The sequence below is a fragment of the Actinotignum urematis genome, assembly GCF_051264595.1.
In the GTDB taxonomy this organism is placed as follows: domain Bacteria; phylum Actinomycetota; class Actinomycetes; order Actinomycetales; family Actinomycetaceae; genus Actinotignum; species Actinotignum timonense_A.
On sequence record NZ_JBOZBG010000003.1, the window covers coordinates 95,651 to 113,502 of the forward strand.

Below are 17,852 nucleotides of genomic sequence, written 5' to 3' on the forward strand. Positions count from 1 at the left end.
TGCTGATGCCGATGCCGCTTTCCATCCTAACGCTAAGGCCGCGCCCGGGTGTAATCACAGGTCCCGGGTGGAACGACGCCGCAGCACCTGCGTTGTTACGTGCGCGCGGAGGCTCGCTTACACTTGCGATGATGAGGTACGACGACGAGGTGGTGCTGGTGGACTCTGGTGTTGTGACGCGGGATGGGCTTTCTGCGCGGGATATTGATGCGCTCGACGCCGCAAAACTGTATTACTCCGGACTCAGCCAGGACGAGGTAGCCCAGCGCATGCACCTGGCCCGTTCCACGATCTCCAAGTTGCTCAGCCACGCCCGCAAGCGCGGCTTTGTGCGGATTACCGTGAACGATCCGCGCGAAGATGACGCGTTCCTGTGCGCGCGGTTGAGTGAGCGCTTCAATTTATTGGATGTGCGCCTGGTCAGCCCGCCCAGTTCCGCGCCGGAAGATGTGCGCGAGGCCCTCGGGCGGGTGGGCGCGCAGGTGCTCAGTGAACAGATTCGCGACGGCGACGCTATTGGCATCTGCCTCTCGCGCACCACCGAAGCGGTCTCCCGCCATATGCCCCGTATTCCGCGCAAAGGCGTGGCGATTATTCAGCTCACGTGCTGTATTGGGGCGTGCGTGCGCACCATTGATGAAACGATGGTGATGGAGCGCATCGCCGCCTCCTGCGGCGGGCAGGCCGTATATTTCCAGCTTCCCGCTTTTCTTAGCGCCCAGCAACGTGAAGATCCGGATATTAAGGCACGTTTGCGGGCGACCCGCACCCAGCGGGCCAGCACCCGGGTGGTTCTCTATACGGTGGGGGATGCCCGCTCGAATCTGGCTTATCTGGCGGGCTTCCGCCTGGAGGATACGGATATGACGCGGCTGCTCACCACGTCGGTTGGTGATATTTGCACCCATTTCATTACCGCGCAGGGCCGGGTATGCCTTCCGGATCTCAATAATCGTTCCACCGGGATTAGCCTGCCCGAATTACGCGAGAAGGAACAAAAAATCCTGGTGGCCGGCGGGCCGGATAAACTCCAGGCTATTTATGCGGCGCTGGCTAATGATTATGTGTCACGCCTGGTCACCGATGTGGGAACCGCGCGGGCTTTGACGATGATGAGCTAGGCGCGTGGGGCTGAGGTTTCAGGCATGCGGGGCGGGCGTTTAAGGCGCGCGGGGCAGGCGTTTAACGCGCTCCCCGCGCCCGCGGAACATATGTTCCTTTCGCGAACATCGGTGGTAATATGGGCACGGCGCATTCGCGCAGCGGCGACTTTTCCGCGAGCTGGCGCGCTTATGGACGCTTCCGGTGCGTGGGGCGGTGAAGGGGCAGCGCGTGGCACTCGGCGGCGCTCTCACCTAGATTCACTCGTGAACACCGTAAAACGGTGTCGTATTAGTAGCGTGAGGCTGGTAGGGGAGACTACGGTTATGGAGTTTCCGGCTATCAGCGTGAGTCACGGTGGGAAACATACAAAGGAGTCATGATGCCCGCTCTCGATCATTATTCACGTCCCGCACAGCTCATCGACCACACTCTTTTGCGTGCCGATGCCCGCCGCGCCGAGATTGAAGAACTGTGCGCCCAGGCTCGCACCCTGGGAACCGCCTCGGTATGCGTCAATCCGGTGTGGGTGGAGACCTGCGCGAAGCTGCTTTCCGGTAGCGGTGTCAAAGTATGTACGGTTATTGGCTTCCCTTTGGGAGCCAGTAGCTCGGCAACCAAAGCCTTCGAAACCCAGGACGCCATCACGCACGGCGCTACCGAAGTCGATATGGTTATCGATCTTGGGGCCGCGCGCGATGGCCGCTGGGAAGACGTGGAAGCTGATATTGCCGCGGTGGTGGGGGCAGCGAAGCCGGCCGCGCTAGTCAAGGTCATTATTGAGATCTGCCTGCTGGGCGACGATGAGATCGTGCGGGCCTGCCAGGCCGCCCAGCGGGCCGGCGCTGATTTCGTGAAAACTTCGACAGGCTTTTCCTCCGGCGGGGCAACGGAACACGCCGTCGCCCTTATGCGCGCAACAGTGGGGGAGCAGATGGGCGTGAAAGCCGCGGGCGGGATCCGCAGCGCCGCTGATTTCCGAGCGATGGTTGAAGCCGGAGCCACTCGCATCGGCGCTTCCGCGGGAGTCCAGATCCTCGCTGAACTACAGCGCTAAGCGCAAACACAATAACAACCGAATATTTCCTCCCGGGAGGTGGGGTGGCAGCGACGCCGCGGCCCACCACCCGCGGGCGGATATTGACAAAAAGAAGGACTACTCATGTCACAACAATCGGGCAATGAAGCCCCTATGCGGCCCGCAATAACGCTGCAAGAAGAATCCGGAGTTCCCAATACCACCTTCGGCCTCATTAAAGATCCCTCCCTCCAGCTCCGCGACGGTTATCTCAACCGCACCCCGCTGCTCCAATACATTCTTATTTCTATTTGTTTCCCCCTGTGGGGAGCCGCGGCATCCCTCAATGACGTGCTCATTACCCAATTCAAATCAATTTTCGAACTCTCGGATTTCGCTTCCGCCTTCGTGCAATCGGCTTTTTACGGCGGGTATTTCCTGCTGGCCATCCCGGCCTCGCGGGTGATCCGGAAGTGGTCGTATAAAACCGGGATCCTGGTGGGCCTGAGCTGCTATATCATCGGCTGCACGATGTTCTTCCCGGCCTCCCATATGGCAACCTATTCCGTGTTCCTGGCGGCGCTCTTCGCTATTGCTACCGGGCTTTCCTTCCTGGAGACCTCCTGCAATACCTACTCCACGATGATTGGCCCACGGCGCACCGCCACCCTGCGCCTCAATATTTCCCAAACCTTCTACCCACTGGGCTCAATTTTCGGAATTCTGCTCGGTAAATACCTGATTTTCACGGAAGGGGAGGCACTGCACAAGCAGCTTGATGACCTGAGCGGCCTGGAGAAAACCCAATTTGCACAGGAGATGCTCCAGCGCACTTTGCAGCCTTATAGGTTCATTATTCTGGTGCTCGCCGTCGTACTTATTTTGGTGGCGCTCACGCAATTGCCGTCGTGTAAACCGCTCAACGCCGCGCACCACCAGTCCCGGGCGTCTATCGGCGAAACGCTGCGCTATCTTCTCCACAATAAGCGCTTCGGCACCGGGATTCTCACCCAATTCCTCTACGTGGGTATGCAGACGGCGGTGTGGTCTTTCACGATTCGCCTCGCCCTCACCCTCGATACTTCCATTAATGAACGCACCGCCAGTAACTACATGGTGTGGGCTTTCGCGGCGTTCTTTACCGGGAAATTCATCGCGAATATTCTCATGACGAAGCTGAACGAAAACCTGGTGCTCGTGCTCTATTCCCTGGCCGGGGTGGCGGCCCTCAGCTACGTGGTGCTGGTGCCGAATATGACGGCGGTCTACGCCGCCATCGTGACCTCCGGGCTTTTCGGGCCGTGCTGGGCCACCATTTATTCGCGTACCCTCGACGCCATCGAGGACAAGCGGCATACGGAAACCGGTGGCGCGGTTATTGTTATGTCCATTATCGGTGGCGCGGTGATCCCCGTTATTCAAGGCTTGGTCTCGGATAAGACCGGGTCGATGCAAACATCCTTCATCGTGTCACTGTGCTGCTTCGTGGCGGTGCTCATCTACTTCTTCTCTATTTATCGTAAAGATCGCGCTGGCGTTGCGGCCTGACCCCGCACCATCGTGTTTTTGAGACGTCACTGTTATGAACAAAGGAGATCATTATGACGTTCACTATTAATCTGCGTGAGGATCAGTTCACCGAGGCGCCGCGCTGCCTGGCCGAATCCCCAGAGTTTCGGGTGATTGCGCAGCGCTATCCTTCGGGCGTTGCGGCGCTCACCGTGCATAATTCCCGCGGATATATTGAAGTTCTTCCGTTTATGGGCGGCATCATCTGGGATGCCAATTTTGACGGTATCTCGCTGCGCATGAAAAATATGTTCAGCCAGCCGCGCCCCGCCCGCGAGATTTCGGATACCTACGGCTGTTTCGCTTTCCATTCCGGATTGCTTGCGGCCGGCTGCCCGAGCCCGGACGATACTCACGTGCTACACGGGGAGTTTTCTTGCGCCACGATGGATCGCGCGTGGATTGAGATCGATGGTTGTGGGAACGACGGCGCTATTCGGCTTGCGTCCACCTACGAATACGCACGTGGTTTTGGCGATCATTACCGTGCCACGCCCACGGTTTCCCTAGGTGCCGGGGCCACCGATTTCACCATCGGTATGGACGTGGAGAATCTTTCTCCCTGCCAGCCGATGCCGCTCCAGTACATGTGCCATATGAATTATGCTTTCGTGCCCGGCGGCACCATGCGCCAGTCGCTCCCGGCGGGCAGTTTCCAATTGCGCCGCTCCATTCCCGCGCACGTCACGCCCACGCCGGAATGGACTGAGTTGAATAACCGGATTATCGCCGGTGACATTGATGCGGATTCCTTGGAAGGTGCGGAGAGCTTCAATCCGGAGATCGTGTACTTCGCCGATGATCTGCCCCGTTACGGGCAGAGCGCGCGTTTTGAGCTTGCGGCCCCGGAGGGGCACGCTTTCTTCACAGAATTTTCGACGGCGCAATTCCCCGTGGCGACCCGGTGGATCCTCTGGACTTTAGACCAGCAGGTGGCTGCTTTTGTTCTTCCGGGAACCAGCCGGCCTGAAGGTTTCCTGGCCGCTAAGGAGGCTGGCACCCTCATCTGGGTGGAACCTGGCGGAACCCGGAGTTTCCGGGTCCATACTGGCCTGGTACCGGAAGGGCAGGCCGCGGAGCTTTCTCATTCCCGCAGCGCGAAGAACGATACAGCAGAAGAGGCACACTAATGGATATCGCAGTAATCGGCTCGAATATGGTCGATCTTATTTCCTATATCAACCGCATGCCGGGAGACGGCGAAACCGTGGAGGCGCCCGATTTTGCGCTCGGCTGCGGTGGGAAGGGAGCTAATCAAGCGGTGGCCGCCGCACGCCTGGGTTCGGCGGTGCGGATGGTGACCCGGGTGGGTAATGACCTCTTTGCCGATAATACAGTTGCGAATTTCGAGCGAAACGGGATTGATACCACCTACGTGCTGCGTACCGCGGCAACATCTGGGGTGGCTCCTATTTTCGTCAATCCGGATTCCCAGAATTCCATCATTATTGTGCAGGGCGCTAATTCCTTGCTAACTCCGGCCGATATTGATGCCGCAGCGGCGGAGATTTCCAGGTGCAAACTGATTGTTTTGCAGTTGGAAATTCCCCTGGAAACGGTCTATTACGCTATCGAGTTCGGGGTGAAACACGGTATTGATGTGCTTCTCAACCCGGCGCCGGCCCAGCCGGATCTGCTGCTCTCTCGGGTACGAGCCTGCACCTATTTCACACCTAATGAAAGTGAGCTATCGCTGCTCACCGGAATGCCGGTAGAAACTATCCCGGATGTTCGCAATGCCGCGCATACTTTGCTGGAGGCGGGGATGCGCAACGTTATTGTGACGCTCGGCGGTAGGGGAGTGCTCTGGGTGGCCGATGGCGTGGATATGCTGTTGCCGGCAACGCCGGTGGAAGCGGTGGATACCACCGGTGCGGGCGATGCCTTTATCGGGTGTTTCTCCCATTATGTGGTGGCCACTGGCGATATTGAGTACTCCTTGCGGATGGCTAATCGCTACGCTGCTGATTCGGTAACGAAACGCGGCACCCAAACCTCCTACGCCAGTAAGGAGGAATTCGCTCTCCTGCACAGCTAAACGGCGGTAAAGGATAGGATCTGTACTCTGTTATATCCCCGCGCGGTGAGAGGCGCGTAGAAAGTGGCGGCCAGAGGCTCTTTCGGGAGCTTCCTGGCCGCTGCTCCGCTATAGTGCCAATAAGAACAATGCCGCATACCGTACCGAGCCGTCCGTGAGGGGAAACAATGGAGCAAGGCTGGGTTTTTCATCCCGAAGAAAAATATCAATTTGACCACGTATGGGATTACGACAACCGGCATCCTGATGCGCTTTACGAGATCAGCTTTTCTAATGGGGAATGTTACCGGGCGGTCTACTTCACCTCGTTCGAAAGTGATAACGCCGGTGAACTCGACATCGAAATGGACGATCCCCTCTACGACGAGTTCTTTGTAATCGTTTTCGAGATTTTGGAAATTGTCCATGACGGCCCGCGCCGGTATAGCAACTTCCTCGCGGTCGATTACCGGGATTTTCCGGAGAAGATTATCGACATCACGACCAACACCGTGGTTTATCCGCTAAATTCGCTGACTCAGGCAACGATACCTACTATCCAAAACTGAGGCCCCATCGCCCCCGCCACACCGAGAAAGAGGGACAAAAAGTGACCGGCATCACCCATTCAGAGGAACGAGAGCAAGTAGATGTTCTTGAGGCGTACTACTGGGATCATCCAGATGCCCAGTATCGCATCGTTTTCGCCGATGGTGAGGAATATATAGGTATTTTTTTCGCGGCATTCGAAAGTGATAATGCCGGCGAGCTTGGGATTGAAATGGATGATCCTCAATACGATGAATTCTTCGTCGTTGCGATTGAGATTGTGAGTATTGTTCACGATGGTCCCAGACGTCTCAACCAATACCTTTCGCTCGATTATCGGGATTTTCCGCAGAAGATTATCGACATCACGAACGGTGTTGTGCTCTATCCACCCTCGCCGCATTCTCCGTGCAGTACCGTTCAATAGCAATCCGCGGGGCCCGAGATGCTCACCAGGAACACCGCCAAACCCCGCGGATCGCGTGATGTGCACTAGCGTTTCCGCTACCGCGTCATCATGAAATGTGAAATATAGGAACTGTTATTAGATATAGGAACCGTCCGGCTGCGGGAAGAAGCCCACGTGGCTGTAGAACACCGTGAAGGACAGGAAGATCCACAGCATGCCCACGCCCCAGGTCAGGATGGCAGCGATACGCGCCACCCACTTGCTATCCGGAACGAAGGGGGAGAGGATCGCCGAAACCCCGGTACCCACGTACAGGAACATGACCAGCAGCGGCTCGATGAGCGATCCGGCCATGAGGCGCGCAACCGGCTCGATTTCCGGAGGACGCCACATACCGAAGTGCATACCCGCGATGCCGAAAAGCACCAGCCCGAAGCCACCGATAGCGGCAACGTAGAGAAGCGGACGCAGCGTGGCCACCAGATCGAGGGGGCGCACGCCCTTATCCGCAAGCTTTTCAGCACGCAGAATCGCAATACCGGCGATGAAGGTCAAAATCCCGTAGAAAGCGGCCGGCTCACCGAAGGTGATGTTATCAACGGAGCAGCAGAAAGCGCCGTCGATCTGGGCCAGCGGCCAGGTCAGGGTCATATGAATGCCGGTAATCCCCAGGAAGGCACCGGTAGCAACGAAAGTCCAGCCCCACCCGGCCAGGGTGCGGTGATTCGGGTTCGCAGCCACGCGGGCGAAAAGAACCACGAGCACCATAATCGCACCGGCAACGAGCGCCATGGTGGTGTTATACGTAATACCTTGCATGAGCATGGCCCGTTACCTCCTTTCCGAAAGCAGGAATTGGCGGATGGACATCAAGGCGATGGAAGCGGCAAAAGTGATGCACCAGCTCAGGACGCCAAGATCCTGCCCGGTACTTCCGCTTGCCGTGGCCCAGAAGACCAGCCCGATAACGAGTCCAAGCGCGAGGACAACCCAGGTGGCTTTAGCGAGGAGCGACGCCCACCTGGCAACCTTGTGCTCCTCTAGGTCAGTGGGGATGCCACTGAAATCTTGATGATTTTCCATGTGTCAAGCATAACTTAAATCGCCCAGACTTTTATCAGCTTGCGTGGAGCATTTCTTCGGACAATAGTCCCGTGTGACGCAAATCGCTGAAAACGCGCCATTTTTGCGAAATTTTAGTTGTAGTACGACGACGCTGCGTGTCTCACCACCCGGAATGGACTCAGCAGCACGCCAGTACAGCAACCCGGTATAAGAAAATTCCCGCGTCACAGGCGGACCTATGACGCGGGACATCACAACGTCGGGCTAGCGGGATTTGAACCCACGACCCCTTGACCCCCAGTCAAGTGCGCTACCAAACTGCGCCATAGCCCGAAGCGATAAGAAAACTTAGCGCTATCCCCGCCCCAATAACCGGATTTCAACATCAGGTCATCGCCACGTGGACCACATGAGATTACCTCATACGAACAGAAAAAGACAAATCCCAGAAGGTGACATAGCCCGCTCTTCGCGCGGTGCTGCGATATGCCCTGGGCCGTGTGGCGATAAGTAGAGCGCAGCATCGCGACATGTACGGCACAGCGCCGCAATACGCCTCGCGCCGGATGATCTCACTAGAGTTATAGCCCCAAATCGTTATAGGATTGTTACCGATAAAGAGGCGCCGGAGGGAGTTCTCCAGGGCAGTGAAGGAGAGGCATATGGCTGAACAATTTGATCCGAGGTCGGCCGCACCCGCGCCTACGGAAACATCTCGCTTCACCGCTATTGGCGCGCAGCCCGATCAGCCGGTGGCCGAACGCCATCTCAGCCCTCAAGAATGCACCGCCATCGATGCCCTCCCCGCAGGTTCCGCGCTCCTTATTGCGCTATCCGGCCCGAATTCGGGGGCCCGGTTCCTCCTCGATGGGGAAGTGACGAATGCGGGGCGTTCCCCACGCGCTGATATTTTCCTTGACGACGTTACGGTTTCCCGCAAACACGTGCAGTTCTTCCGCCGTGGCGATACGTTCCACGTGCGTGATTCCGGCTCCCTCAACGGCACTTACGTTAACCGGGAACGGGTGGATGATGCTGTGCTCCGCACCGGCGATGAAATCCAAATCGGAAAATTCCGTTTGACCTTCTACGCTTCGCGAGCCGGTGCGTGATACACCGGTGATATCTCGCGCTTCTACGGCCACCCCGGATTCTTCCTTCTCGCCCGCTTCCGCTCCGCGCCGCATGCGGGCAGATGGCAGCCCGAGCACCTGGCCTCATGACCTCAGCCACGAACCAACCCTGCGCATCGGGGAAGTTCGCCGTGCCCTCACCGATGAATTCCCCATGCTCTCGGTTTCGAAAATCCGGCATTACGAATCCATCGACCTTATTTCTCCCTATCGCACCGCAACCAATCAGCGGCTTTTTTCCACCTCGGATACCGAGCGTTTGCGTTTCATCCTGAGGGAACAGCGTGACCGCTTCCTGCCCCTCGACCAAATCCGGGAAGAGCTGCGCCAGCTCGATGAAGGCATTATTGAGGCACCGGGCCGCCCCGGGGGGATGCGCGCCGTCGCCGCACCGGAAGTGCGCCGCCCGAAACCGGGCGAACGTATCACCCAAGCCGAATTGGCCGATATGACCGGAGCGGCGCTGGGCACGATTGAAGAGCTGGTCACCGCGGGAATCCTCGCCACCGATGCGCGCGGGCGCCTATCCGCGCAATCGGCGGATATTGTGCGCTACTGCGTGATGCTGCTGGAAGGCGGCTATGACCTGCGCCAAATCCGCAGCGTCAAGAATTCCGCGCACGCCCAGGCCGTGATGATTACCACCCAGTTGGCTACCGAGCTGGCAAAGAAAACCCCGGTTGCCTCCGAACGCGCCCTCAACCAGGCCGCCGAGGATGGCGCCACCATCGCCCGGCTTTACGGCGCTCTCCTCACGGAAAACGTCGAAGTGGAACTGCGCTAAATCGCATCGCGCGCCGCCGGTCATCCCCGGTAAAACCTTCCACTTCGCTCCCCTGAAAATGCAGTTCACGGCGCTATTTGCGCAAAAGTGAGCCACGCCGGGCAGACAGCACCGCCCACCCAGGAGTAGGGTGGTAGTACAACTTCATATCGATTGAACCGAACCCAGGTCATGCTGGGCACCTCAACTAGCAGGAGACAATTAATGTCAGGTTCTGTGGAAACCCAAGGTATTGACCTTGTTTCTCCCCGGGAAAGGTACGGTCGCCCCCGCGATCTTTTCTTCCTGTGGGCGGGCACAACCACTAATATTTTTACCGTGTCCTACGGCGCCATGCTGGTGCTACTGTACGGACTTTCATTCACCCAGGCACTCGCCGTTATTGTGATCGGCAACGTTATTGCCTATCCGCTTCTCGCGCTAACCTCCATTCAAGGGCCGCTCACCGGTACCACCACGATGACCATTTCGCGGGCATCACTCGGTACCCGCGGGGCTCGTATTAATGGGGTGCTGTCCTGGCTTATGCTCATCGGCTTCGAAGCCGGGGGACTCATTCTCGTCTACTACGCCTGTGAGGCACTCCTCGCCCGCGCGGGCATTGCCCTAGAGGGCGGCGGGCAGATTGCCGTCGTCGTTCTTCTTGCAGGGATTCAGCTTCTTCTTCCCCTTCTTGGCCACCGGATTCTCATGGCAGCGCAAAAATACGCAACCATGATTTTCACGGTGGCTTTTCTCGTGCTGGCGGCCCTCATTATTCCGCAAGCTGCACCGGGTGCCTCGGCGGGCACCGATTCGCTTTTCACCCTAATTTCCGCAACCTCGCTCGTTATTGTCTCGGGTGGGCTGTCTTGGGCGCCGAGCGGTGCGAATTTCTCCCGCTACCTGCCCGCTGATTCTTCGCCCCTCGCGGTGGGAACCTGGGCGGCGCTGGGCGGGTTCATTCCCTACGTACTACTCCAGACTCTCGGAGCAGCGATGGCAACCGTGGCGGTTCCCGCGGAGGTGGAGCTGTCCAATCCGCTGGCCGTCCCGGCCATCCTCAGCCCGGCCTTCGCGGTGCCCTTCCTCATCCTGGTGATGGTCGGTTTGCTGCTTCAAAACGGCACCAACCTCTATTCCTCGGGCCTGAATTTGCAGACGGCCGGTATCCACGTGCCGCGCATGGTGATTGTGTGCATCGACAGCCTCATCTGCGTGGCCATCTGCATTTTCGCGATCCAGCAAGAAGCTTTTTACAGCCTCCTCAACGCTTTCGCGGCCTCGCTGAGTATCTGGCTGGCGCCCTGGGTGACCGTGTATCTGCTCGATTGGGTGGCACGGCGCGGTACCTACCACCTGTCCGGCCTGGCCATTGAATCCCACGGTCCGTACTGGGGCAGCGGTGGGGTGCGCTGGTCCGGGATGGCCGCGCTGCTGGGCGGGATGCTCTGCTCGGCGCTGTTCACGAACTCGGGTTACCTGGTGGGTCCGCTTACTCGGCTCCTCGTGGACGTGCCCGCCGCGGCCCCCGATCTGTCTATTCCCGCCGGCGTGATCGCCTCCACCCTCATCTACCTGGCCCTGCGGCCGGTGCGTGAACGTGAACGCGCAGCCCGCCGCGCCTTTATTACCGCTGCCTAAGGGCCGCGCAACAGCCACATCCGCCCCGACCCTCATAGTTTTTAGGAGAACCCATGCCTCATCGTCAGCTTCTCGACGTCGCCTACGGGCGCGCCCACGCCGATACCATTATTGATAACGGAATCCTGGTGAACGTGCTCACCGGGGAAACGTACCCGGCCTCCGTCGCCATCGCCTACGGGCGGGTGGCCGCGGTGGGGAACGTGGACGCGCAGCGCGGCCCGAATACCACCGTTATTGATGCCGACGGCGCCTACCTGACTCCCGGACTCATTGACGGGCACCAGCACATCGAGTGCTCCAAACTTTCCGTAACCATGTTCGCGGATCTGGTATCCCGCTACGGAACCACCTCCGTGATTTCCGGCCTGGACCAGATCCTGGTATCCGCCGGCCTGGAAGGCGTGCAGGAATTCCTGGCCGAAGCCGAGGAATCCTCCATGCGGGTATGGTGGGGCGCGCCCGCCAAGGCGCCCTACACGGTGCCCGAATCCACCGTGGGGCACCGTTTCGCCGTGGAAGACCACCGGAAAGTGCAGCGCATGCCCGAATGCGTGGGCCTGTGGGAAACCGTGCAGGAAATGGTGGAATACGGCGATGAAGAAGTCCTCACCGCCATGGACCTGGCCGAAGAAAACCGCCTGCACGCCTTCGGCTGCGCACCGCTCGTGGATGCGCGGCGGGTTGCCGGCTACGCGGCCTCCGGCGTGACGCTGTGTCACGAATCGTATTCCCCGGAAGAAGAACTGGAGAAGATGCGTAACGGCATCAATATCCTCATCCGAGAATCCACCGCCGCCCCCATGCTCGCGGAAAATATTAAGCTCATCACCGAGATGGGCGCCCCGGCCCACCGGGTTGGTTTCTGCACCGACGATGTGACCGCCACCGATATTCTGGGCCGCGGCCACCTCGATTACGTGGTGCGCCTGGCCATTGAGAAGGGGATTGACCCGGTGACCGCGATCCAGATGGCCACCATTAACACCGCCCGGATGTTCCAGCTCGATGACCGCATTGGCGCCATCGCCCCGGGGCGTTTCGCCGATGTTCTCTTCGTTGATTCTCTCGAAGATTTCCGGCCCCGCACCGTCCTCAAGGGTGGGCGGATCGTGGCGCACAACGGCGCCGCCGTGCAGGCCCCGCAGGCCCCGCAGCGCACCGCCACGGTGCTCGATACTTTCAAGCTCGCCCCGGTGAGCGCGGATCGCATTGCGGTTCCGGTTGCCGATTCGGCTACTTCTGCGCGAGTGCGCACCATCGTGCTCTCCAAGGACGTTGCTTTCAAGCGCCCCGGCGCGGAGGTCGAACTCCCGGTGGTGGATGGCAAGGTGCAACCCGATATCGCCCAGGATGCCATTTATGTATGCGTGGCCGAACGCTACGGCAAAACCACGAACCTGCCCGTTGCTTTTATTCAGGGCTTCGGCCTCAAGCGCGGGGCGATTGCCACCTCGGCGGCCCCGGACGATAACAATGTGGTGTGCGCGGGGGTGAACCCGGAGGATATCGCCCTGGCAATCAACGAAGTGACCCGGCTGGGCGGGGGACAGGTTGCGGTATGCGACGGTGAGGTTATTGCCTCGCTGCCCCTCCCGGTGGGCGGTATTGTTGCCGACCTGGTTGCCGAGGATATGGCCACCGCCGAAGCGGAAATGGACCGGGCCGCCCGCGAGGTGCTGGGCGCGGAGCTCGATTCGCCCTTCGGCCAGCTCATCTTCCTGTCCATCACCGCGATTCCCGATTGGGCGATCACCGATCTTGGCCTCATTGACTGCGTCACATTCAACGTCGTCGACCCCGTTATTGCAGCGCGGTAAACGTGCGCGACCGCGCGAACGTTACCACGCAGAAAGGAATAATATGACCGCGATTTCGCCCTTCGTGCAGGGCCTGCCCAAAGTTGAGCTGCACCTGCATATTGAAGGAACCCTGGAACCCGATCTCAAATTCAAGCTCGCCGCGCGCAATGGCGTGGAGCTGCCCTACGCCAGCGAGGAGGAGGTGCGGGCTTCCTACCAATTCGATGACCTCGCTTCCTTCCTGGACGCGTATTACGAAGGTATGAGTGTGCTGCTCACCGCGGAGGATTTTTACGACCTCGCGATGGAGTATTTCCGCAAGGTGGCGCGCCAGAACGTGCGCTACGTGGAGATGTTCTTCGATCCGCAGGCGCATACCTCGCGCGGGGTGGAGTTCCATACCGTGATCTCCGGGCTGCGGCGCGCCCAGATTGAGGCGCGCGAGCAGCTGGGGGTGGACAGCGCTCTTATCATGTGTTTCCTGCGGGATTTCCAGGCGGAATACGCCATGGCGACCCTGCTGGAATCGCTGCCGTACCGCCCGTGGATTATCGGCGTGGGGCTCGATTCGGATGAAACCGGCAACCCGCCCGCCAAGTTCGCAGCCGTCTTCGCCAAGGCCCGCGAGCTGGGCTATCAGCTCACTATGCACTGCGATGTTGATATTGCCGATTCGGCCGAGCATATCCGCCAGGTCCTCGAGGATGTGCGGGTGGACCGCGTAGACCACGGCACCAATGTGCTGGAAAAGCCCGAGCTGGTGGACTACATGGCCAGCCGCGGTATCGGCCTAACCTCCTGCCCGATTTCCAATACCTGGGTTTCCGACGGCTCCAAGGTGGGGCTGCTCACCGAGCTGGATAAGCGCGGGGTCAAGGTCACCGTCAATTCGGATGACCCGGCCTATTTCGGCGGCTATATCGCGGAGAATTACCAGCGCGTGGCGGACGAAGCCGGGGTCGATAAGGAGACCCTCAAGCGTTTCGCGCGCAATGCGGTGGATATTTCCTGGGCGCCGGCCTCCCTCAAGGAACGCATCGCCGCGGAGATTGCCGCCTATGAAGGCTAGGTGAGGTTGGCACTGGGGGCTGGCGCGGGGCACCGCGGACGGCAGTCCCAATCGCCTCAATTTTCACAATAACATCGCGTGTATCGTTTATCACATCGCGGTGGGAACGACGGCGCCGGCCGCTTCTCGTGTGGGAGCGTGCCGGCGCCGCGGGCTTTAAGTGGCGGGAACTAGCCAATCTTGGCTGGAGATGCGGTAGGCTAGGGGAGTAGTAAACAGTGCTTTCTCGCGGCGCCTTACCCTAAACCTCAAGTTGAGCTTTAGACACGCCGCGCCGGGCGCTGACCCGCTGGCCGGGCTGCTATATCGTGGTAGCTAACACTGGCAACCGGCCAGAATCCACGCTGCGAAACGGAGAGACTATGAGCGACGCGACTGCCAAGGACGCGACGTATCGGCGTACCCAACCGATGCTCTTCGGCGATCCTCTTCCCGAGCTTGACGCCGAAACCGGCTACCGCGGTCCGATTGCCTGCAAGGCAGCAGGCATCACCTACCGCCAACTCGATTACTGGGATCGCACCGGTCTTGTTTCGCCTACCGTGCAGAATGCGTCGGGTTCCGGCAGCCAGCGTCTCTACTCTTTTAAGGACATTCTGGTGCTCAAGGTGGTCAAGCGCCTCTTGGATACCGGGGTATCGCTCCAGCAGATTCGGGTTGCTATCGCGCAGCTCAAGGATCGCGGGGTGGAAGATCTGGCCGGTATCACCCTCATGTCTGACGGTGCTTCGGTCTACGAATGCACCTCCGATGATGAAGTGATCGACCTGGTCAAGGGCGGCCAGGCTGTTTTCGGCATCGCGGTTGGCCGGGTTTGGCGTGAAATCCAGGGTTCGCTTTCCGAGCTTCCCACCGAACGCGCTGAAGAAGAAGTGGTGGATGAATTGGCGCAGCGGCGGGCCGCCAAGCGCCGCCGCGGTGCATAACTCACAATTCTTTTACCATCCAGGTCCGTTGCCGAAGTGCAGCGGACCTGTTTCGTTTATTATCAAGGCTCCAGGTAGCTCTTGCTCATTTCCTACCCTGGCGAGCAACGTCACTCAGCAGTATAGAAACCCGGCACCGTTACCACGTAAACGAAACCTCTGGAGGAAGCTTTTATAGCTTCGTTTCCAGAGGCTTCGTTTACATTACTGTTTTCCCGTAATCGTAGTGGCTAATTTCCGTAGTTATTTTCTATCCCAATGGCGCAACCGAACGAAGGCAAGGCCGGTGGCAAGAAGCAGTACAACTCCTGCAATACCACCAGCTGCTGCCGTTCCTGTATGCGCGAGCTTTTTGGCGGAAGTGGAACTGATTGCATTGTCGGTACCCGAATTTGTGGGATTAGGACTGGGAGTCCCCGGTTTCGTTCCCGGGTCGTCATCAGGCTTCGTTCCCGGATCACCACCAGGCTTGGCCCCCGGATCACCACCAGGCTTGGCCCCCGGATCACCACCAGGCTTGGTTGTTATTTTCTCCCATTGACCAGTGAGAGTAATGTCACCCGTAACTGAAGTGGAGAAATCATAAGGCTGACCGTCCTTAAACCAGCCAATGAACTTGTATCCATCCCGAACAGGAGGTGCGATATTTTCGGCCTGTTTGCCATGAAGTACCTGCCGGTTACCATCCGGTGTTACCCCATCGTCATAACGGTAAGTAACGTTGTATAGAATCTGATCCCACTCCGCAGTCAAAGTAATATCAGATTTAACCGGGGTAGCGAAATCATATTGATGACCATTGAGATACCACGCGATGAAGGCATGACCTTCCTTAATCGGATTCTCAGGTTCTTGTGCGGGAGATCCAGCTTTAACCTGCTGGGAAGGAATGACGTTTCCGCCACGAGTATCGAAAGCAACCGTGTACTTAGCGACGGCAGCCCACTGTCCATACACAGTTGTGTCAGCCGTAATCGGGGTGGTGAAATCGAAAGGCTGTGTGAAGCTTTCATCTTTGAACCATCCCTTGAAAACGTGACCCTTTTCTTCCGTGTTAACGGTCGGGAAACCCGGCTGGGAAACCACAGTATTACGACTTACCTTAACTGAAGATTCGGCCTTGGTAGAACCATCGGGAAGGAGCTGCTTGAAATTCACAACAGGCTTCGGAACAACCCGAACCTTTACGGTATCTTCCGCATAGGAACGAAGGCCCATCTCATTGTCCTGCCAAATCCAATCAGCAAAAGGACCTGCTTGTAACGTGAGCTGGTACTCGCCTGGGGTGGACGTATCCACACTACCGGAAGCTACGCGATACATAGGCGCATCGTTTCCGCTAAGAATGATGGTCCACTGATAATCAGGGTTCTCTTTAGTACCCGAATTCTTCAAATAGCTATACGAATCAACGAGTTTCTTTAGGTTAGTCTGGGCTTTATCGACCTCTTCCTGTTTCCGTTGAGGTCCCGTATAGAAGTCACTACCCTCCTCAATCTCGTATACGGTATCGATAGCATTGAACTTGACCAGATTTTGCTTTTCTCCCCACAGACCAATATTGAAATTCTGCGTGGAGCCATCCGGATAGATATAGTGCGCTTTCTCGATGGGAAGGCCTGGTGTCGAATCATAAATGGCCACCAGATGCGGAGAATAATTGAACTTCTCGAAAATCTGGAGGTACCTCATATGCGTCGCGGCATCATAACCGGTCAGATAATGCTTGTTGGGCTGGTCCGCTACGGAATAGGCTGCAAGTTCCTCACGAGTCATTGAGAAACCGATTTCACCATTAGCATCAGTGGTGAAGAATTTCCCTTTATTTCCGTCGATAATCTCGCTATTGCGTTCGAACCAGAGATTCAACCCGGAAACGGGTTCTTTCGTCTCATCATCGACGTATTTCAGCTTGAATTCATACGGCGTACGCTGATCAGCGGGGAATGCCACATTTGATTCGGTCGGGGTATTCCCGTACTTAGTATCCCGACCGAGGACATTCGCTGACGAATGGGAGCGCTCCAGGTGGCGCTTCGGAACGACTGTTACCGTTCCTGTAGCTTTGGTGGTCTTCCCTCCACTATCAGTGAGGGAGAATTCGACGGTGTAATCCCGAACCTCGTTATACACGGAATACTTAGGTTTATCTTTACCTTCCGTGAACCCACTCTTATTCGTAACGACAACGTCATCACTTCCGAGCTGAGAATCTTCTGCGTCCCCGGCTTTCACGATCATGCGTTTCAGATCGAAGGGATATGTGCTCGCGATTGTGACGTTTTGTATTTCCAGGGTCGGAGCGGTGTTATCCGGCGCAGCCCAAGCCGTGCCGAGCGTAGCGCCGGTAACCATAATTCCGGAAACCAAGCCCGCGGCGATGGTGCGAAGCCGATTCACCCCCTGTCCAATTTTTTCTTCCCGTAGTTTCATCTGCAATCCTTTCAACAGCGCCACCGAGGGCACACTTCGACGCGCACATTCTTGACACTGTGACTTGATATTTTGCACCAGCTATAGTGACAAGATGACAATACCAAAGTTCTTACTGTATTTGTTTAGAGTCATTTGATTTCGAGGAATACGAGAGCACTCAACGCTGCCCTTGCGGAATAAACATCCCTCTGACCTTGGCAAATGCGAGGTTGTTTCATTTTAGTGATCTTCGAGCTACTAACCAAGAAAATGTTTCTCAGCTTTATCTTTAAGCGATGCAACAAAGGACCCCGATGTGTCGTCACCGTAAGTAGCGACACATCGGGGTCCATTTAATCTTTAAAGGTGAAA

General features: G+C 57.7%; 16 protein-coding genes and 1 tRNA gene. 13 read left to right on the forward strand and 4 right to left on the reverse strand.

Annotation, left to right across the window (positions count from 1 at the left end; all coding sequences use genetic code 11):
- Nucleotides 1–128 precede the first annotated feature (128 nt).
- The 7 genes from ACRQDJ_RS02950 to ACRQDJ_RS02980 all read left to right on the forward strand — a co-directional run bounded on the left by ACRQDJ_RS02950 (nt 129) and on the right by ACRQDJ_RS02980 (nt 6,681).
- The gene (locus ACRQDJ_RS02950) at nt 129–1,121 is read left to right on the forward strand and encodes a sugar-binding transcriptional regulator (protein WP_435717771.1); all 993 of its coding nucleotides are present in this window, start codon (nt 129–131) and stop codon (nt 1,119–1,121) included.
- Between the two features lie 362 nt (nt 1,122–1,483).
- The gene (gene deoC, locus ACRQDJ_RS02955) at nt 1,484–2,158 is read left to right on the forward strand and encodes a deoxyribose-phosphate aldolase (RefSeq protein WP_284903567.1); all 675 of its coding nucleotides are present in this window, start codon (nt 1,484–1,486) and stop codon (nt 2,156–2,158) included.
- 105 nt (nt 2,159–2,263) lie between these two features.
- Nucleotides 2,264–3,667: an L-fucose:H+ symporter permease gene (gene fucP, locus ACRQDJ_RS02960; protein ID WP_350309588.1), complete on the forward strand. Its 1,404-nt coding sequence runs from the start codon at nt 2,264–2,266 to the stop codon at nt 3,665–3,667.
- A gap of 53 nt (nt 3,668–3,720) precedes the next feature.
- Nucleotides 3,721–4,818, forward strand: coding sequence for an aldose 1-epimerase family protein (locus tag ACRQDJ_RS02965; protein ID WP_284903270.1), 1,098 nt, complete (start codon nt 3,721–3,723; stop codon nt 4,816–4,818).
- Nucleotides 4,818–5,726 carry a ribokinase gene (gene rbsK / locus ACRQDJ_RS02970; protein ID WP_087070794.1) on the forward strand — a complete coding sequence of 303 codons (909 nt, stop codon included), beginning with the start codon at nt 4,818–4,820 and terminating at the stop codon, nt 5,724–5,726. Before ACRQDJ_RS02965 ends, rbsK begins: the two co-directional genes overlap by 1 nt.
- A 167-nt stretch (nt 5,727–5,893) precedes the next feature.
- Entirely contained in the window at nt 5,894–6,274 is a 381-nt protein-coding gene (locus ACRQDJ_RS02975; protein ID WP_284903272.1) for a hypothetical protein, read from the forward strand.
- 41 nt (nt 6,275–6,315) lie between these two features.
- Nucleotides 6,316–6,681 (forward strand): hypothetical protein, encoded by a 366-nt coding sequence (locus ACRQDJ_RS02980; RefSeq protein WP_284903274.1) that lies wholly within the window; start codon nt 6,316–6,318, stop codon nt 6,679–6,681.
- A gap of 117 nt (nt 6,682–6,798) precedes the next feature.
- Here the strand turns inward: ACRQDJ_RS02980 and ACRQDJ_RS02985 are convergent, their stop codons facing one another.
- The 3 genes from ACRQDJ_RS02985 to ACRQDJ_RS02995 all read right to left on the reverse strand — a co-directional run bounded on the left by ACRQDJ_RS02985 (nt 6,799) and on the right by ACRQDJ_RS02995 (nt 8,061).
- Complete coding sequence (locus tag ACRQDJ_RS02985) at nt 6,799–7,488, reverse strand: DUF981 family protein (protein ID WP_026429366.1); 690 nt, start codon at nt 7,486–7,488, stop codon at nt 6,799–6,801.
- Between the two features lie 6 nt (nt 7,489–7,494).
- Complete coding sequence (locus tag ACRQDJ_RS02990) at nt 7,495–7,746, reverse strand: hypothetical protein (RefSeq protein WP_016442796.1); 252 nt, start codon at nt 7,744–7,746, stop codon at nt 7,495–7,497.
- A 241-nt stretch (nt 7,747–7,987) separates the two neighbouring features.
- Nucleotides 7,988–8,061: transfer RNA gene (locus ACRQDJ_RS02995), tRNA-Pro, on the reverse strand.
- A gap of 329 nt (nt 8,062–8,390) precedes the next feature.
- Between ACRQDJ_RS02995 and ACRQDJ_RS03000 the strand changes: the two genes are divergently transcribed.
- The 6 genes from ACRQDJ_RS03000 to ACRQDJ_RS03025 all read left to right on the forward strand — a co-directional run bounded on the left by ACRQDJ_RS03000 (nt 8,391) and on the right by ACRQDJ_RS03025 (nt 15,065).
- Nucleotides 8,391–8,840 (forward strand): FHA domain-containing protein, encoded by a 450-nt coding sequence (locus tag ACRQDJ_RS03000; RefSeq protein WP_016442798.1) that lies wholly within the window; start codon nt 8,391–8,393, stop codon nt 8,838–8,840.
- Nucleotides 8,833–9,645 carry a transcriptional regulator FtsR gene (gene ftsR / locus ACRQDJ_RS03005; protein ID WP_284903277.1) on the forward strand — a complete coding sequence of 271 codons (813 nt, stop codon included), beginning with the start codon at nt 8,833–8,835 and terminating at the stop codon, nt 9,643–9,645. The genes ACRQDJ_RS03000 and ftsR overlap by 8 nt, the downstream gene beginning before the upstream one ends.
- Nucleotides 9,646–9,849: 204 nt before the next feature.
- A complete protein-coding gene (locus ACRQDJ_RS03010; protein ID WP_101594742.1) occupies nt 9,850–11,268 on the forward strand; it encodes a purine-cytosine permease family protein in 1,419 nt (472 codons plus the stop codon).
- Nucleotides 11,269–11,321: 53 nt separating this feature from the next.
- Complete coding sequence (locus tag ACRQDJ_RS03015) at nt 11,322–13,088, forward strand: adenine deaminase C-terminal domain-containing protein (protein ID WP_435717772.1); 1,767 nt, start codon at nt 11,322–11,324, stop codon at nt 13,086–13,088.
- 43 nt (nt 13,089–13,131) lie between these two features.
- A complete protein-coding gene (add, locus tag ACRQDJ_RS03020) occupies nt 13,132–14,139 on the forward strand; it encodes an adenosine deaminase (RefSeq protein WP_284890210.1) in 1,008 nt (335 codons plus the stop codon).
- A 362-nt stretch (nt 14,140–14,501) separates the two neighbouring features.
- The gene (locus tag ACRQDJ_RS03025) at nt 14,502–15,065 is read left to right on the forward strand and encodes a MerR family transcriptional regulator (RefSeq protein WP_016442803.1); all 564 of its coding nucleotides are present in this window, start codon (nt 14,502–14,504) and stop codon (nt 15,063–15,065) included.
- A gap of 243 nt (nt 15,066–15,308) precedes the next feature.
- On the opposite strand, the gene ACRQDJ_RS03030 is transcribed toward ACRQDJ_RS03025, so the two are convergent.
- Nucleotides 15,309–17,498, reverse strand: coding sequence for an InlB B-repeat-containing protein (locus tag ACRQDJ_RS03030; RefSeq protein WP_320753548.1), 2,190 nt, complete (start codon nt 17,496–17,498; stop codon nt 15,309–15,311).
- Nucleotides 17,499–17,852: the final 354 nt, after the last annotated feature.

Bases quoted from the DNA above. Each gene is read 5' to 3' on its own strand.
- ACRQDJ_RS03025 (WP_016442803.1), top strand. From the start codon at position 14,502: ATGAGCGACGCGACTGCCAAGGACGCGACGTATCGGCGTACCCAACCG.
- fucP (WP_350309588.1), top strand. From the start codon at position 2,264: ATGTCACAACAATCGGGCAATGAAGCCCCTATGCGGCCCGCAATAACG.
- ACRQDJ_RS03000 (WP_016442798.1), top strand. From the start codon at position 8,391: ATGGCTGAACAATTTGATCCGAGGTCGGCCGCACCCGCGCCTACGGAA.
- deoC (WP_284903567.1), top strand. From the start codon at position 1,484: ATGCCCGCTCTCGATCATTATTCACGTCCCGCACAGCTCATCGACCAC.
- ACRQDJ_RS02990 (WP_016442796.1), bottom strand. From the start codon at position 7,746: ATGGAAAATCATCAAGATTTCAGTGGCATCCCCACTGACCTAGAGGAG.
- ACRQDJ_RS03010 (WP_101594742.1), top strand. From the start codon at position 9,850: ATGTCAGGTTCTGTGGAAACCCAAGGTATTGACCTTGTTTCTCCCCGG.
- ACRQDJ_RS03030 (WP_320753548.1), bottom strand. From the start codon at position 17,498: ATGAAACTACGGGAAGAAAAAATTGGACAGGGGGTGAATCGGCTTCGC.
- ACRQDJ_RS02985 (WP_026429366.1), bottom strand. From the start codon at position 7,488: ATGCTCATGCAAGGTATTACGTATAACACCACCATGGCGCTCGTTGCC.
- ACRQDJ_RS03015 (WP_435717772.1), top strand. From the start codon at position 11,322: ATGCCTCATCGTCAGCTTCTCGACGTCGCCTACGGGCGCGCCCACGCC.
- rbsK (WP_087070794.1), top strand. From the start codon at position 4,818: ATGGATATCGCAGTAATCGGCTCGAATATGGTCGATCTTATTTCCTAT.
- add (WP_284890210.1), top strand. From the start codon at position 13,132: ATGACCGCGATTTCGCCCTTCGTGCAGGGCCTGCCCAAAGTTGAGCTG.
- ACRQDJ_RS02975 (WP_284903272.1), top strand. From the start codon at position 5,894: ATGGAGCAAGGCTGGGTTTTTCATCCCGAAGAAAAATATCAATTTGAC.
- ACRQDJ_RS02965 (WP_284903270.1), top strand. From the start codon at position 3,721: ATGACGTTCACTATTAATCTGCGTGAGGATCAGTTCACCGAGGCGCCG.
- ACRQDJ_RS02950 (WP_435717771.1), top strand. From the start codon at position 129: ATGATGAGGTACGACGACGAGGTGGTGCTGGTGGACTCTGGTGTTGTG.